Raw genomic sequence first — 17,233 nt, 5'->3', positions numbered from 1 at the left:
TTGTAATTATTCTATTTCACTAAATTTAATTCAAAAAAAAAGATTAATTTACCTGTTTATTTAAGAATTGTTAATTTTTTTATTTTAAAATACGAATTCCTAAAAAAACACGAGTTGTTTTTATTAAATCGGCAAAACAAAGACGCATTAAACAATTGATTTAGTGGAATAAAGAATAAAAAAATCCTAATCAACCTTAAAATCTTACGATGATTGATTAGGATTAAGAATTATTTTTAAAATAAAGACTATTAAAATAAATTTTCTATGATTGTTTCTTCAGTAATTCCTTCAGCATCAGCTCTATAATTTTTCACTATTCTGTGTCTTAATACGCCTATTGCAACTGCTCGAACATCTTCAATATCAGGTGAATATTTTCCATTCATAGCAGCATGTGCCTTAGCAGCTAATATTAAACTTTGAGACGCTCTTGGTCCCGCTCCCCAATCTAAATAACTTTTTACAAAATCTGTAGCTAAAGGATTCGTTGGGCGGGTTTTTGCAACCAAACTTACCGCGTATTCAATGACATGATCTGTTACGGGTATTTTTCGAATTAAATTTTGGTATTCAATTATTTCCTCGGCGGTAAATAAGGGTAATACTTCTACTTTCTGTTCTGTTGTCGTGCTTTTCACTACCTGAACTTCTTCTTCAAAGGAAGGATATTCAAGTTTTACAGCAAACATAAATCGGTCTAACTGCGCTTCTGGAAGCGGATAAGTCCCTTCTTGTTCAATTGGATTTTGTGTAGCCAATACAAAAAATGGAAGCTCTAATTTATAATGATGTCCTGCTACAGTAACTGATTTTTCCTGCATGGCTTCTAATAAAGCGGCTTGTGTTTTTGGGGGCGTACGATTTATTTCATCTGCTAGAATAATATTTGCAAAAACAGGTCCTTTTATAAACTTAAAATTTCGTGTTTCGTCTAATATTTCACTTCCTAAAATATCAGAAGGCATTAAATCTGGTGTAAACTGTATGCGTTTAAAATGCAATCCTAACGCTTGTGAAATTGTATTTACCATTAATGTTTTGGCTAATCCAGGAACGCCAATGAGTAAAGCATGACCTCCTGAAAAAATACTCAAAACAATTTGATTAACAACTTCGTCTTGTCCTACAATAATCTTTGCAATTTCTTGTTTTAATAACTTTTGTTTTTGGACTAATTTTTCTAAAGCGGCTACGTCAGACATGTTATTGTTTTTTTAACCAATTATTTGTAAATACACAATCTTTATATTCCCCGTTGATTTTTATATAATTTTTTTCAATGTTTTCTTCGGTCCATTTTGCAATGGTCTTATATTGCTTATCTGAAAGTGCTAATTCTTTAATTTTAATATAATCTGTTGAAAAATCTGCTTTGTGTTCTGCTGTTTTTTTAACCACTTTTAAAATTTTGAAAAACTTAGCACCTTGACGTTCTTGATCTACAAAAACATTGGTCATTTGCCCTTCATTAAGTGTATTAATTTGATTGTAAAGGGCTGGATCTAATTTTGAAACCTCAAATTTAGGTTCTGATGTTCTAGGATTCAATAATAACCCACCATTATTTTTGGTATCTTTATCATCAGAAGAAGACCTTGCAGCATCTTCAAAAGTAATTTCTCCGTTGACAATTTTCGTTCTGATAGACTCCATTTTTTCTTTTGCTTCTGCTACTGCTTTTGAAGATACTTTAGGGCTAATTACAATATGTCTCAACTCAATATCTTGTCCCATAATTTTATCAACTTGAATGATATGGTAGCCAAATTCTGTTTCAAAAGGTTCCGAAATTTCACCTTCATTTAAACGAAAAGCGACATCTTTAAATTCTTTAACAAATTGTGTTTTCTTATTAATTTTGTAATACCCCCCATTTGAACTTGATCCAGGATCTTCTGAATAAATTACAGCTTTACTAGTAAAACTCGATGTGCCCCCCAAAATATCTTTTCTAATACCATTCAATTTATCAATAACAGCTTGTTTATCTTCTTTAGTAATGACAGGCTTCACAATTATCTGAGCAATTTCAACTTCTGCGCCAATAGTAGGTATCTCATCTTTAGGAATGCCATTGAAAAATTGTTTTACCTCTTCTGGTGTTACAGAAACCCCATCAATAATTTTTCGTTGCATTTGAGAAGTTAATTTATTCATTTTAATGATATCAAAAAAGTAAGCCTTAAAATCTTGTTCGTCTTTCTTTTTATAATATTCATATAACTTTTCTTTAGAACCTATTTGTTCAACCATTGAATTAATTTGCTCATTCATAAAGCTAGTCACCTCTTCATCTGTTACTACAATACTATCTTGAATAGCCTGATGCGCATACAATTTATCTTCTAATTGCTTTCCTAACAGTTCACATCTGGTGATGTTTTTGGTGTCAATACCTTGCGATTGCATTTCTATATACATTAAGTCTATATCAGAATCTAATACGATAAAATCACCTACTACAGCAGCAACTCCATCCACTTTTTGTTTCTTTTGTGCTGTCGCAACTAACGAAAATAGAGTGATTAATAGGATAAGGTTTTGCTTATTTAAAAATTTCGAAATCATTGTCTTTAATGGCGTCATTTGTTATTTCTTTTTGAATTTTGTTGATTAAATCTGTTTTTCTATTATTTAATAAAATCTGTTTAATTGTTGGCTTACAATATTGCAAAGGTAAGATGTTATTTTTATTTATCATATCTTTTACTTTGACTAACCAAACGGAACTCGAATCAGTATATTGATAAGCCATTCCTGATGCGATATATTTATCTCTATTTTCCTGATTGATAAAGGGTAGCTTTTCATACACTTGGTTGCTATCAATCCATAGACTATCATTTAACGCATAACTTTTAAATTGTATAGCTTGTTTTTGTAAATCTTGCTTATCTTTTTTTGAAAATCTCGAAAATTTAGTATTTATGGCTGAAAATTTAGACGAACCTTTCACTAAATTAATGTAACGCATTTTTACCAAAGGCTCTGTTGCTCTGAAATTAGTTTTATTTTTTTGATAATACGTTTCTATTTCTTGCTCAGTAATTAATGTATCTATTTTTGTTTGAACCAGACCTTCCAAATACGCTTTAGTATATAAATCAATTTTATACTGGTTGATTAATTCTTCAAATTCTTGTTGTTGTGTTTTATTTACGTTTTTTTCAGCTTTATTCATTAACAGTTGCTGTGTGGCCCATCGTGTAATAAAGTCTTTAACCAAAGTTATGCTGTCTTTTTTTGATGTTCCAGCAGGTACTAAATTTTGAATATCTGCAGGATATAAATAGGCATCATTTACTCGAGCTATAGCATCTGAATTATCTCCCTTTGATGCTTCAGCACAACCCAACAAAAATATAATTCCAACTAAAACAACAACTCTCTTCATTTACTTTAATTGGGCTTTTACTTTTTCAAAAGTCCCATTTTCAATTGTAATTGTAAATTCCTTTTTCAAATTATCTACCCAATGTGATTCTAAAAATTGCTGGTAATCGTTTACTAATTTACTTTTACATTCACTAATAGTTTTGTTTTCGGGCAATTTTATATTTTTGACTTGTACCACAAAATAATAATTACCATCTTTAAAGACTGGATTTACACCAGATTGCACGGATGTCATTTTTTTTAACACGTCATAATCTTCCTCATACAATCCTGATTTTGACATCAAAACCACTTTATTGTCTTTATTTAATTTTTGTTTGATAAAGTCAATATCTTTTCCTTTTTGCAAATAGGAAGAAGCTTTTTGAATAGCTTGCTCATCTGTACTAGATAAAATAGCTACATCATATCTTTTTTTCCATTGATAATTCCCTTTGTTCGATTCATAAAAAGCTTGTAAACCTAGCGTATCTGATTTTGATTTATTCCAAATTTCTTGCTCCATCAATTCAAATAATAACAAACCATCTCTATATTCATCCATAATATATTTAAAATCTGGAAACTCATTTTCTAAATTTTCATTATAATATGCAATCAATTGTTCGTCTTTCCACTTATCATATAGTTCAGCAACCAATTTATTAAGCGGCTTAGTGGTCAATTTATTTTTTTGCTGGGAATTGATATAATTCATAAAAGAAGGCGTTCCTATTTTTTTTGTTTTATTAATAGTTGCAATATCACCTCTTAAATTTTCTTTGTCTTTTGGCAATTCATACGTTTGACTATAAATTTCTTCTGTTACTGCTTTTTCTGCATTTTTATATTCTTTAGTATTCGTTTCAAAACTGTATTTAGATTTTAATTTTTGTGCCAATGTATTGGTAATGATTAATGAGCGTTCATCTCTTTTAATTTTGCTTTCCAACTCTACTTTCATTTGATCTAAGGACTGTATGGGATACGTATCAATTAGCTTAACAATATGCCAGCCAAATTGCGTTTCGAAAGGCTGTGAAATATCTCCTTTATTTTTAAGCGAAAATGCAACGTTTTCAAATTCCTCAGCGCTTAATTGTCCAGCTCCAAAACGTTGCAAAACACCTCCTTTAGAAGCGGTAGATTTATCTTCTGAAAACTGAGCCGCAAGGGCTTCAAAACTTTCGCCTTGTTGAATTTTTGCATAAATCTCGGCTATTGTCTTTTGATTTTTTTCAAGTAATGCAACATTATTGTCTGCCGGTTTTGCTAACATAATATGAGCAACAGCTACTTCTCCTTTATTTGGTCTACTATCTGTTACTTTTATAATGTGGTAACCAAAACGTGTGCGAACAGGATTTGACAATTGACCAACTGGCGTTTTATAAGCAGCACATTCAAAAGGATACACCATTCTGAAAGCTGTAAAAAAACCTAAATCGCCTTTATTGTCTTTTACTGAAGGATCTTGAGATTCTACAACCGCAACATCTTCAAATTTTTCTCCTTTTTCAATTCTATTTTTTAACGCTAAAGCTCTATTGTAAAACGGAATGGTATCCGCTCCTTTAACGCTTTCATCAAAAGAAATAAGTATATGAGAAGCTCTTAATTCCGTTAAATTTCTAGTATATGCTTCTTCAATTAATTTTGAAGTTACTTTTGAATCATTTAAATACGCTTTTGCTAATTGATTTCTATAGGAATTCAGTTCGTTTTGGTATTTTGTACCATGTTGCAACCCTAACTTATAGGCTTTGGCTACTTTTAATTTATACCCTAAAAACAAATCAAAATAATGATTTAAATCTTTTTGAGAGTCGTCTTTTACTAAATCTAAATTCTTTTTATAAATACGAATAAACTCATCTGTGTAATAAGGTTTGTCGTCAATTTTAAATAGAACTTCTTTAGCATTTTGCGCTGAAAGCTGGCTTACCACTACTAGTAAAACGCCTAAAAAAATAGTTTTAAACTTCATTTTTTGTTCTTATGATTTTGTTAATTAACAAAAATAGGAAATGATTGTAATTAAACAAGTATATTGCTACATATTAACTTAATTTTGACATTCTTGGTTGCAAGTAACCGTTTTACTAAAAAAAGCCCTTTTGGGCTTTTTTTATTTTATTCCATTTTCTCTAGCGAGTAAGGTGTTTTTTAATAACATTGCTATGGTCATAGGCCCTACTCCACCTGGAACAGGCGTAATGTAAGAGGCTTTTTTAGATACATTTTCAAAATCTACATCACCTACTATTTTATATCCTTTTTCTGAGGTTTCATCGGGTACACGCGTAATTCCCACATCAATAATTACCGCATCATCTTTAATCATTTCGGCTTTTAAATAATTGGGTACACCCAAAGCTGAAATAATAATATCTGCTTGTGACGTAATTTGATTGATGTTTTTAGTATGTGTATGTGTTAGCGTCACAGTTGAATTACCCGGAAATCCTTTTCTTCCCATTAAAATACTCATTGGACGACCTACGATGTGGCTTCTCCCAATTACTACGGTATGCTTCCCTTGCGTTTGAACATTATAACGTTCTAATAACTCTAAAATTCCGAAAGGCGTGGCGGGTATAAACGTACTCATATCTAAGGCCATTTTTCCAAAATTTTCTGGATGAAAACCGTCTACATCTTTAGAGGGATCAATAGCCATAATTACTTTTTGTGTGTCAATTTGTGGTGGTAGCGGCAATTGCACAATGAAACCGTCAATATTTTTATCGTTATTTAATTCATCGATTTTTTTTAACAGTTCTGTTTCTGAAGTAGTGCCTGGCATTCTAACTAATGTTGACTCAAAACCAACACGCTCGCAGGATTTAACTTTACTGTTAACATAGGTTAAACTTGCCCCATCATTTCCCACAATAATTGCGGCTAAATGGGGTACTTTTTCCCCTCGTTGTTTCATTTTTAATACCTCAGCAGTAATTTCATTTTTGATGTCGTCTGAGATTTTTTTTCCGTCTAGTAGTTGCATTTTTTTTTGTTTTATGTTTCAGGTGTATCGTTGTGTATTACCTGAAACGAGTAGTTAGATTTATAAAAAAAGGTTTAAAAATTCGAACTTGAACCTTTAAACCTTAGACTTTTTTTAGCTCATGCCTTTCATGCTGCCCATCATTTTCATTAAATTTTTTCCCGCACCACCTTGCATCATTTTCATCATTTTGCTCATTTGTTCAAACTGTTTCATTAGTTGGTTTACTTCTTCCATTTTTCTGCCCGAACCTTTAGCAATGCGTTGCTTTCTTTTTACATCAATAATTGCAGGTTTACTTCTTTCTTTTGGTGTCATGGATTGAATAATGGCTTCAACATGCTTAAAGGCATCATCGTTAATCTCTACATCTTTTAGCGCTTTACCTGCACCAGGAATCATGCCGACTAAATCTTTCATGCTTCCCATTTTTTTAATTTGTTGAATTTGGGCTAAGAAATCATCAAAACCAAATTCGTTTTTAGCAATTTTCTTTTGTAATTTTCTGGCTTCTTCTTCGTCATATTGCTCTTGGGCGCGTTCTACTAAAGAAACCACATCGCCCATCCCTAAAATTCGATCTGCCATACGGGAAGGATAGAACACGTCAATAGCATCCATTTTTTCTCCTGTACCAATGAATTTGATAGGTTTATTTACAACGGATTTAATTGAAATAGCTGCTCCACCTCGTGTATCTCCATCTAACTTTGTTAAGATAACCCCATCAAAATTTAATCTGTCATTAAATGCTTTTGCAGTATTTACAGCATCTTGACCTGTCATGGCATCTACAACAAAAAGTGTTTCATCGGGTTGTATAGCTTGATGCACATTTGCAATTTCGTTCATCATCTGCTCATCAACAGCTAAACGTCCAGCTGTATCGACAATAACAACGTTAAACCCATTTGCTTTTGCATGTTTAATAGCATTTTGTGCTATAGAAACAGCGTCTTTATTTTCTGGTTCTGAATAGACCTCAACACCTATTTGTTCGCCAACAACGTGCAACTGATTAATCGCTGCAGGACGATAAATATCACATGCTACTAATAATGGCTTTTTTGATTTTTTTGTTTTTAAGAAATTAGCTAATTTACCAGAAAAAGTCGTTTTACCTGACCCTTGTAAACCTGACATTAAAATAACTGATGGATTACCCGCTAAGTTTATACCTGTAACCTCTCCACCCATTAATTCAGTTAATTCGTCCTTAACGATCTTGACCATTAATTGGCCTGGTTGTAAGGTTGTCAATACATTTTGACCAAGTGCTTTTTCTTTTACTCTTGTGGTAAAATCTTTTGCAATTTTAAAATTAACATCGGCATCTAGTAATGCTCTTCGTACTTCTTTAAGTGTATCGGCAACATTAACATCGGTAATTTTTCCGTGTCCTTTTAATATATGGAATGCTTTATCTAACTTATCGGTAAGATTGTCAAACATAGTTTTTTAAGATTTAATGAAGGGCAAATTTAAGAATTTGATTTGTAAGTTTCGCCATTTATTGGCATAAAAAAACCGTTTAATTACTTAAACGGTTTCGTACTTATCTTAAATCTAATTATTTTTTTGAACAACAAGATTTTTTCTCTGTAGTAGAGCAAGATTTTTTGTCTGCTGCTTTTTTATCTGAACAACAAGATTTTTCTGTTTTTGTCGTTTTTTTCTCTTTTTCTTTGAAATCAACTACAGAAGCAGAAGAAACCAAAAATGCCATTAAAGCAACTACTGATAATACTTTTTTCATAATGTTTATATTTAAATTATTTTAATTCTTGTACCAAAGATAAAAATTATTTTTTACCAAATTGATAATATTTTCTTAATTTTTTTCGAAAGTTAAATAATCTGTTCCTCCATTTCCGCCACTCACATCTCTTAATTCAATCTTCGTATCTGTTCTTGAAACAATATCCCAATCATCTGTTAATTCGACAAAATTTGCTGGGGTAGAAAATGCCAAATTAAAATCTAAGTCATTTAAAGAGTCATCATTACTATTTGAATCCGTTACAGACCAAGTACCAGAAACAGTTAATCCATTACCAACAGCTGTTACCTGATTGTTTGATGCAAATGTAAAATTGTAGCCAGTAAAATTTGTTGTTTCATTAATACCGGAATCAACATAGTTTGTGATTCTCCATGTGCCTGAAATTACTGTATTGACAACCTGTGTTTGATTAACATTTGTAGGCGAATCATTATCATCACTACACATAGATGCTACATTCAAAGTAAAAATCAATACTAACACGATTAAAAATTTAATTTTTTTCATAAGATTAATGTTTAATTACTTTTTTATATAACGCAAAATTATGAAAAATATTGTTTTATTAGTCCTTAATTTTAAACACTTTTCTTAAAATATCTTCCATCAAGCACCACTTGGTAATGGATGATTGAAACAAATTGGCTCCCACAAAAATTGTAAACCAAAACCAATTTTCGTTAACATACATTCCTAACAGCACACTTAAAATAACAAAGGTTCCTGCTATTGCTCTAATTAATCTATTTATCATAATTTTTGTTTTTAATTTTAAACCTACAAGGTTTTAAAACCTTGCAGGTTGATTGTTATTTATTTTTCTCCCATTTTTTGCGTTCCGTGATGTAGTAAATCAATGGAACTACAATTAATGTCAATAACGTAGAAACAATTGCACCCGCTACTAACGAAATCGCTAATCCTTGGAAAATTGGGTCAAACAAGATGATAGATGCTCCAATTACTACTGCTCCAGTGGTTAATAGAATTGGGGTTGTTCTTACTGCTCCAGCCTCAATAATCGCTTGTTTCATTGGAATGCCATCATTTAAACGTATTTCGATAAAGTCAATCAGTAAGACTGAATTCCGAACCATTACACCTGCTAAAGCAATCATTCCAATGAATGAAGTTGCGGTGAAGAATGCTCCTAAAACCCAATGTCCTAATACAATTCCAACTAAAGATAATGGAATGGCAACCATCATCACAATTGGCGTTTTAAAGTTTTGGAACCAACCTACTATCAACATATATATGATAATGATAACCACTAAGAAAGCTGCTCCTAAATCTCTAAATACTTCTAAAGTAATTTGCCATTCTCCATCCCATTTCACCGTGAAATCACTTTCATCAGATGGCGTATCCATGTATAATTCGTTTACTTTATAGCCTTTTGGCAATTGCATTTTTTCTAACTTCTCATTCATTCCTAAAATCGCATACACCGGACTTTCTAATGCTCCAGCCATATCAGCTAAAACATATACCACACGTTTTTGGTCTTTTCTATAAATCGTATTTTGCAAAGTATCTGTGGTAACTTTTACCAAATCGCTCACAGGAACTACGTTTCCACGACTGCCTTTGATTTTCAAATTTTGAATATCTTGAATCGAAGTTTTGTCTTTGTCTTCTAATGAAAGTGTAATGCCCACAGGATTATTTGAACGTTCATCATACAAATTAGAAACTGGCATTTCTCTTAACAAATAAGTTAAGTTACCAACTACTTGCTGCGGAGCAATTCCGTTTAACATGGCTTTTTCTCTGTCTATTTCTAATTTGTATTCTACTTGTGGAGCTTCTACCATCCAGTCGGTATCAACCACATCTGAAGTGGTTTCTAAAATTGTTTTTACTTGATTTGCCACTTTGATTTGCTCATTATAATTTGGTCCGTACACCTCAGCAACTAAGGTTGATAAAACAGGTGGACCTGGTGGAACTTCAACAATCTTAACATTTGCACCATATTTTTTGGCAATTTTTTGAACCTGTGGACGAACGATTTTTGCAATATCATGACTTTGTAAATCACGATCTTCTTTGTGTAGTAAATTCACCTGAATATCTGCCATATTGCTTCCGCCACGCATATCGTAATGACGTACCAAACCATTAAATGTTATCGGAGCAGATGCACCGATATAGTTTTGGTAATCTACCACTTCTGGAATGGTTGACAAATATTGCGCAATTTCTTTGGTAACTGCTGCAGTTCGCTCTAAAGTAGTTCCTTCAGGCATATCGATTACCACTTGAAATTCGTTTTTATTGTCAAATGGTAACATTTTTACTGCTACTGATTTCGTAAAGAACATCAACACGGAACCCAACAAAAGAACAATCGTAATAAGGAACATTGAGTTACGTTTTTTAGAATTATCTAAAAGTGGTTGTTCAACTTTCTTGTAGATTTTATAAATCCAAGACGTTTCTAAACCTTGTTCTTCTTTGTGTTCTTGTTCGTCTTTCTCATGCAATAAATGATACCCTAAATAAGGGGTAACGGTCAAAGCTACAAACAATGACAACATCATGGCAATAGAAGCGCCAATTGGCATCGGAATCATGTAAGGTCCCATCATTCCCGACACAAAAGCCATTGGCAAAATAGCTGCAATTACAGTAAAGGTTGCTAAGATTGTTGGGTTTCCTACTTCATTAATTGCATAAATAGCAGCTTGTTTGAATGGTAGTCGCTTCATCTTGAAATGGCGGTGCATGTTTTCGGCAATAATAATACTGTCGTCCACCACAATACCCACTACAAATACTAAGGCAAAAAGTGTGATTCGGTTTAACGTATAACCCAGTAAATAGTAACTAAATAAAGTTAAGGCAAACGTTAATGGCACTGAGAAAAACACTACTAATCCGCCTCTCCAGCCCATAGCTAGCATTACTAATACTGTTACAGCAAGAATTGCGACACCTAAATGCATTAACAACTCCCCTACTTTATGCGATGCTGTTTCTCCATAATTTCGAGAAACTTCAACATGAACATCTGTTGGAATAATGGTTTTCTTTAAGGCTTCTACTCTATCCAGAATTTTCTCCGAAATTTTCATTGCATCGGCACCTTTTACTTTTGCAATAGAAATGGTTACTGCTGGATATTCAGAATTGTTTTTAGCAAATTTTTCATTCGCTTTTCCGTAACCAAAAGACACATAATTCTTTGGTGTTTGTGGACCATCTTGAATAGCAGCCACTTGTTTTAAATAAACTGGCATATTGTTATTTACACCCACTACCAAATTTTCTACATCTTCAGAAGTATTTAAAAATTTACCGGTTGTAACTAAATATTCCGTGTCATTTTGAACAAAACTCCCTGATTGCGAACTTCCGTTATTGGCCTGAATCATCTGCATAATGCTTAAAGCATCTACCCCATTTTCAGCCATTTTATCTTTGTCTAAAACCACTTTCAATTCGCGGGTTCTTCCTCCAATTTCTTTGGTAATAGCAACATCTTTTACTTTTTCAACTTCCGAAGTAACTTCTTCTGCAATTTGACGCAATTGGAAATCATCATATTTTTCACTCCAAAGCGTTAATCCCAACATAGGAACGTCATCAATAGCACGTGTTTTCACCATAGGTTGATACACCCCTTGCGGAAACATATTTTGATGTTTCATCAATTCGTCATATAATTTCACATAGGAATCTTCACTATTTTGTCCTACATAAAACTGAACCACCATCATGGCTTGACCGTTCATTGCCATACTGTGAATGTGCTCTACTCCTTTGATGTTTGAAATTACTTTTTCAAGTGGTTTAATTACTCTACTTTCTACTTCGCTTGGACTTGCCCCTGGATAACCCACCATTACGTCGGCCATTGGAACATTAATTTGCGGTTCTTCTTCTCTTGGAATTAAGAACGAACTGTATGTACCAATAATCATCAACGCTACCATTAATAAAATGGTTAGTTTTGAGTTGATGAAAAAATTGGCTATTTTACCTGATATACCTTCTTGCATGATATTTATTTGTTTAAAAGTTTATGAGTTTAAAAGTTTAAAAGGCAATGCTTAAAACTGAAAACTGCGACTGAAAACTGATTACTAATTACTGAACACTAACCTTTGCTCCGTTAAATAATTTTCCTTCAGCTGAAACGATATATTGTTCGTCTGCTGCTAATCCTGATAACACTTCTACTTGATTGCCAAATGTTTTACCAATACGCAACCATCTTAAAATAGCTATATTATCATTCCCAATAGTATAAATTCCTGACAATTGACCTTGTCTTACTAATGCGCTCTCAGGAATCATAACTACATCCGATTTCACAGAAGTTACTTCTTTTTTAGCCGTTGGAAATTGCACATTGACAAACATTCCAGATAAAATTTGTTTATCCATTTTGTCCAAAGTTACTTTCACCAAATATTGTCCACCTGTGTTTTTTGCGGATAAACTCACTTCGGATACTTTTCCAGCAACTTCTTTGTTTAACGATTTTACATTGATTTTAACCGACATTCCATTTTTTACATTCGAAATATCGCTTTCTGAAACCATTGCTGTTACTTGTAATCTTGAAGCGCCTTCAATACTTACTAAAGGCATTCCTGGATTAGCCATATCACCTTCTTTTACGAAAGTATTGGTTACCGTTCCTGAAAAGGGAGCCGTAATATTTGAATAAGAAAACTGCGCCATCACTTCATTACGCATTTGTTTGACTGCTTCTAAACCTGCTTTTGCCATTTCATAGCGAGCCGTCATGTCGTCCAATTCTTTTTGCGAAGCCGATTGTTGTGCAAACAAATTCACAAAACGATCATAATCTTTCTTAGCATTATTATAACCCGCAGTTGCTTGTGTGATTGAAGCATCCACTTGTGCTTTTTTTGCTTGTAAATCAGTATTATTGATGCTTACCAAAAGTTGTCCAGCCGAAACATTTTGTCCCACTTTTACATTCACTTTGGTTACATATCCCATCATTCTTGTGCTTAGATTCGCACTATTTTCCGATTCGATTTTACCACTTGCTGTTATATATGCGCTGTTTGAATTTTCAGTATTTCCAGCTACTTTTACTGGAATTGCAGGTAAATCAGCTACATTTTCTTTTTTATCACTTCCACAAGAAGTTAAGATTAGTGATGATAAAGTGATGATTGTTATTATTTTTTTCATATTTATTTGTTTGTTTATACCTACAAGGTTAAAAAACCTTGCAGGAAGATTATTTAGTTAAAAATTGTAAGTATTGTTTGGTAAAGTTATATTCAAAAACAGCTTGCAAATGCTCTAATTCTTTTTGTGCCATTTGCGTTTCAGCTAGTAATAAATCGGTTGTTTTTTCTAATCCTTGTGCGAATCTGTTTTGGCGAATTCTAAAAGCTTCTTGCGATTGTTCAAAGGCTAATTTGGATAAATTCACTTTATTTTCAGCATCTACCAATTGGCGATTGGTTTTGTTCAATTCTAATTGGCTTTGTTTTTTATATTGGTTGGTTTCAATTTCGGCTTTTTCAAAATCAGCTTTTGCTTTTTGTGTTTTTCCAAAAGATTTAAATCCGTCAAAAACATTCCATGATAATTGTGCGCCTACTACATAACCTTTTGCTGAAGTTTGAAACACATGTTGGTCATACAATTCATAACTTCCAAAAGCATTTAATCTTGGTAAGAATCCAAATTTTGAAGATTGTAGCATTTTTTTGTACGCTTCCGAAGATTTTTGCATTGCTTGAATATCCTTTCTGCAATCAGAAATTGTGGAATTTATACTTTCTATGGCAATTACGTTATCTAAAGCTTCGGTAGGCTTGTAGGTTTTTCCAGCCATATCTTCATTCAGAAGAAACGCTAAATATTCAGATGCGTTTTGCACATTCGATTTGGCATACTGCAATTGATTTGTAATTTCATTTACACGAACTTGCACGTTTAGCAAATCTGTTTTTTGCAACATGCAATTTTTGAAATAGTTTTCAACTAATTTTAAGTTTCCTTTTGCTGTTGAATTTGCTTTTTCTAAAACCGAAACCGCTTTATAAGCCAATTGCAATTGCATATAAGCTTTTGACACTTCTAGTTTCAAATATTCTATAGTACGTTCGGTTTGTAATTGAAAAGCATCCATTTTAGCTTTAGCCGCTTGACGACCGTATAAACCATCTAAATTGATTAAGGGTTGTTGTACTTCAATACGAGTAGCGAAGTTTTGCGTTTTAGCAGGGTCATTTAACAACGCTGGATTAAAATCGGAGGCGGTTAAAATTTCCTGATTTAATTTTGAACCAAAAGCCATTAAAGGATTTGTAGTGGAAATTCCCGTATGCGAAACATTGATGTTTGGTAAAAAAAGTGCGTTTGACTGACGATAATCTGCACGAGCTGACTGAAACGCTTTTTCTGTTGCTTTGATTTGGAGATTTTTCTCAATGACTTTTTGCAGCAACTCATTTTTTGAAATGGACAATGTATCTTGCGCTTGAAGTTTTCCAACTCCAAACAAAATACTTAATATTAATAGTAACTTGATTTTTTTCATCGTACATAATTTATTTGCGAACAAAAGTACAATGTCAAAAATCTATTGTTGGTAACAAGAGTTACATTAGCATGTAATAATTGTTACATAAAAAAGCTATTTCTTTTCAAACAAATTAAATAGTAAGCCTCCCATTACTGCCCCATAAAGAGTACTATTTAGAGGTTTTGAAGTAATCGTACAAGTACCTGATGTACAACCTACAAAATGGTAATATGCGTATCCACCAAGTGCACCAATTAAAACTCCAAGTATCGTTAAACTGTATTTATTAAACATATCTCTACATTTTTTGTTTAATGATGGAGACTATTTCTTCTGCTGCAACAACCCCTGATTGACGCCAAAGTACTTTTCCGTTTTTAAACAAAAGTAATGTAGGAACGCTACGAACTTGATAAACAGCGGCTGCTTCTTGGTTAGCATCAACATCTATTTTTACAATAGAAACTTTATCGCCAAGTTCTTCCTTTGCTGCAACTAAATTAGGCGCAAGCAATTTACATGGACTACACCAAGTAGCATAAAAATCAACTAATACAGGTTTGTCGCCATTGATTAATTCATTAAATTTACTCATCATTTTTCTTTTTTAGTGGAACATTACAACCTCGAGAACCACATCCTAAATTGAATACTGCTTGAAGTAAAAAAAACAACCCAAATATTCCGAAAGTACATTCACGCTGTTCAAAAGCGGTGTAAAAACAAAATAAGGCAATAGCCATTCTAAATAATCGCATAAAATGCCAATTAATTGTTAATAATCTCTTCATAGCACTAACTTTATAAAGCAAAGTAAAGTCAATTTAAATGAAAAAATTGTAACAATTATTACATTCATTTAAAACTGAAAATAAATAAAGGGTTGGGGGCCTGCCGTAGCTGTAGCATAGACTAACCAGAAAATAAACCCTAAAACGATAGCTTTTGTTATTAGTGGTAAAGCAACAAAAACATTTTGTACTGCAAGCATTACTTTTTCTGGTATATAATGCCAAAAATACCCGATAAACATCAAAACAAACACGTTTTTATAGCCTTGAATAATTACCCACCATTGTTCGTAATCAAAAGTAATTTTACCAATATTAGTTATAATTTGTAGCGCTGTAGTAAAATCTTTTGCTCGGAAGAATATCCAACAAAAAGCTACAAAATGGAACGTTAACAGAATAGAAAATAGTCGATACGCTGATGTTGCAAATGATGTTTTAGATTCTCTATTTGGGAAAAACTCTAAAATAATTTTATGAACGGCTAAAGCAATACCATGTAAAGCACCCCAAATAATAAAACGTAAACTTGCCCCATGCCATAAACCTCCTAGTAACATTGTGGTAAGTAAATTAACATTAGTAAACATCGTTTTGTTTCTATCCTTTGAAAATAAAAAAGTACAACAAAAAATGAGAACTGAAGCCATTGCTAAGTAAAGTGGTATAACACTTGTTTCATAATAATAGGCTCCCCATGCTAGTAATCCCGAAAAGAATAAAGCAGGGAATAAGAATCCTGCAAAGGTTCCTTTCCTATTCCCTCCTACAGAAATATACAAAAAGTCTTTTAACCAGGTGGATAATGAAATATGCCATCTTCGCCAAAATTCTGTAATTGAAGCTGACTGGTAGGGTGTTCTAAAGTTTGTTGGTAATTTAAACCCTAACAATAAAGCAACGCCTATTGCCATATCAGAATATCCTGAAAAATCACAATATATTTGAATGGTATAGCCATAAGAAGCCATCAGATTTTCAAAAGCCGTATAGCTATTTGGCAAATCAAAAATACGATCAACAAAATTAATAGAAATATAATCTGAAATGACTGTTTTCTTTATTAAACCTCCAATAATTAATAAAAATGCACGGTTTATATCTTCTTGAGAAACATGTAGTTTTTGATAAATTTGTGGTAAAAAATCTTTGGCTCTTACAATTGGTCCTGCGACTAACTGAGGAAAGAACGACACAAAAAACAGATAATCGATATATCCTTTGGTAGGCTCAATCTCCTTACGATATACTTCAATAATGTAGCTGATGGATTGAAAGGTATAAAAAGAAATACCTACAGGTAAGATAACATCAAAAAAAGCAAATTTTGAACCAGTCAAATTATTAATTCCTTCAACTAAAAAGTTACTGTATTTAAAATACCCTAAAAAACCTAAATTCAGCACTATACTAAATGCTAAACATAGTTTTTTGTTGATTTCACTTTGGGTACGATGAACTAAATTACCTAAATTATAATCTACAATAGAGGAAGCAATTAATAAAAGAAAGTAAATACCACTTGATTTATAGTAAAAAAACAACGAAAATGCAATAACATAAATCATTCGTACGGTAGTTGCTTTTCTTAGTAAGATATACCAAAAATAAAAAACCAAAAACAAGCCTAAAAAAAGCCCTGTATTAAACAATAACGGTGCTTTTTCATCAAAAATGAACCAGCTTTTAATTTGTTCTGGTGTTATTGTTCCAATATTTTTATAAAACCACTCTTGTATCATGGTATG

General features: G+C 32.5%; 16 protein-coding genes. All 16 read right to left on the bottom strand.

All coding sequences use genetic code 11. The features are described from left to right. Positions 1 to 251 precede the first annotated feature (251 nt). Positions 252 to 1,205, bottom strand: a complete 954-nt coding sequence (locus RF683_RS02935) for an AAA family ATPase (protein ID WP_309532727.1) — start codon at positions 1,203 to 1,205, stop codon at positions 252 to 254. Position 1,206: 1 nt separating this feature from the next. Beyond that, the gene (locus RF683_RS02930) at positions 1,207 to 2,571 is read right to left on the bottom strand and encodes a peptidylprolyl isomerase (protein ID WP_309532726.1); all 1,365 of its coding nucleotides are present in this window, start codon (positions 2,569 to 2,571) and stop codon (positions 1,207 to 1,209) included. Beyond that, positions 2,549 to 3,397, bottom strand: coding sequence for a hypothetical protein (locus RF683_RS02925; protein WP_309532724.1), 849 nt, complete (start codon positions 3,395 to 3,397; stop codon positions 2,549 to 2,551). Before RF683_RS02925 ends, RF683_RS02930 begins: the two co-directional genes overlap by 23 nt. Then, complete coding sequence (locus tag RF683_RS02920) at positions 3,398 to 5,365, bottom strand: peptidylprolyl isomerase (protein ID WP_309532723.1); 1,968 nt, start codon at positions 5,363 to 5,365, stop codon at positions 3,398 to 3,400. A gap of 141 nt (positions 5,366 to 5,506) precedes the next feature. Continuing rightward, positions 5,507 to 6,385: a bifunctional 5,10-methylenetetrahydrofolate dehydrogenase/5,10-methenyltetrahydrofolate cyclohydrolase gene (locus tag RF683_RS02915; protein WP_309532722.1), complete on the bottom strand. Its 879-nt coding sequence runs from the start codon at positions 6,383 to 6,385 to the stop codon at positions 5,507 to 5,509. A 114-nt stretch (positions 6,386 to 6,499) separates the two neighbouring features. Further along, the gene (gene ffh, locus RF683_RS02910; protein ID WP_309532721.1) at positions 6,500 to 7,837 is read right to left on the bottom strand and encodes a signal recognition particle protein; all 1,338 of its coding nucleotides are present in this window, start codon (positions 7,835 to 7,837) and stop codon (positions 6,500 to 6,502) included. Between the two features lie 118 nt (positions 7,838 to 7,955). Further along, positions 7,956 to 8,141 carry a hypothetical protein gene (locus tag RF683_RS02905; protein WP_309532720.1) on the bottom strand — a complete coding sequence of 62 codons (186 nt, stop codon included), beginning with the start codon at positions 8,139 to 8,141 and terminating at the stop codon, positions 7,956 to 7,958. A gap of 75 nt (positions 8,142 to 8,216) precedes the next feature. Next, positions 8,217 to 8,675, bottom strand: coding sequence for a hypothetical protein (locus tag RF683_RS02900; RefSeq protein ID WP_309532719.1), 459 nt, complete (start codon positions 8,673 to 8,675; stop codon positions 8,217 to 8,219). A 58-nt stretch (positions 8,676 to 8,733) separates the two neighbouring features. Further along, positions 8,734 to 8,922: a YgaP family membrane protein gene (locus RF683_RS02895; protein WP_309532718.1), complete on the bottom strand. Its 189-nt coding sequence runs from the start codon at positions 8,920 to 8,922 to the stop codon at positions 8,734 to 8,736. A 55-nt stretch (positions 8,923 to 8,977) separates the two neighbouring features. After that, positions 8,978 to 12,175 carry an efflux RND transporter permease subunit gene (locus RF683_RS02890; RefSeq protein WP_309532716.1) on the bottom strand — a complete coding sequence of 1,066 codons (3,198 nt, stop codon included), beginning with the start codon at positions 12,173 to 12,175 and terminating at the stop codon, positions 8,978 to 8,980. An 88-nt stretch (positions 12,176 to 12,263) separates the two neighbouring features. After that, complete coding sequence (locus tag RF683_RS02885) at positions 12,264 to 13,346, bottom strand: efflux RND transporter periplasmic adaptor subunit (RefSeq protein ID WP_309532715.1); 1,083 nt, start codon at positions 13,344 to 13,346, stop codon at positions 12,264 to 12,266. A 49-nt stretch (positions 13,347 to 13,395) separates the two neighbouring features. Continuing rightward, positions 13,396 to 14,709, bottom strand: a complete 1,314-nt coding sequence (locus tag RF683_RS02880) for a TolC family protein (protein WP_309532714.1) — start codon at positions 14,707 to 14,709, stop codon at positions 13,396 to 13,398. Between the two features lie 96 nt (positions 14,710 to 14,805). Next, positions 14,806 to 14,988, bottom strand: a complete 183-nt coding sequence (locus RF683_RS02875) for a DUF6132 family protein (protein ID WP_309532713.1) — start codon at positions 14,986 to 14,988, stop codon at positions 14,806 to 14,808. Between the two features lie 4 nt (positions 14,989 to 14,992). Further along, positions 14,993 to 15,292, bottom strand: coding sequence for a thioredoxin (trxA, locus tag RF683_RS02870; protein ID WP_309532712.1), 300 nt, complete (start codon positions 15,290 to 15,292; stop codon positions 14,993 to 14,995). Continuing rightward, positions 15,282 to 15,485: a hypothetical protein gene (locus tag RF683_RS02865; RefSeq protein ID WP_309532711.1), complete on the bottom strand. Its 204-nt coding sequence runs from the start codon at positions 15,483 to 15,485 to the stop codon at positions 15,282 to 15,284. The genes trxA and RF683_RS02865 overlap by 11 nt, the downstream gene beginning before the upstream one ends. A 68-nt stretch (positions 15,486 to 15,553) precedes the next feature. Continuing rightward, a complete protein-coding gene (locus tag RF683_RS02860) occupies positions 15,554 to 17,227 on the bottom strand; it encodes an MBOAT family O-acyltransferase (protein ID WP_309532710.1) in 1,674 nt (557 codons plus the stop codon). Positions 17,228 to 17,233 lie beyond the last annotated feature (6 nt).

The sequence above is a fragment of the Flavobacterium sp. 20NA77.7 genome, assembly GCF_031326205.1.
GTDB classification, from domain to species: domain Bacteria; phylum Bacteroidota; class Bacteroidia; order Flavobacteriales; family Flavobacteriaceae; genus Flavobacterium; species Flavobacterium nakdongensis.
This window is presented reverse-complemented; position numbering and strand designations above follow the sequence as displayed.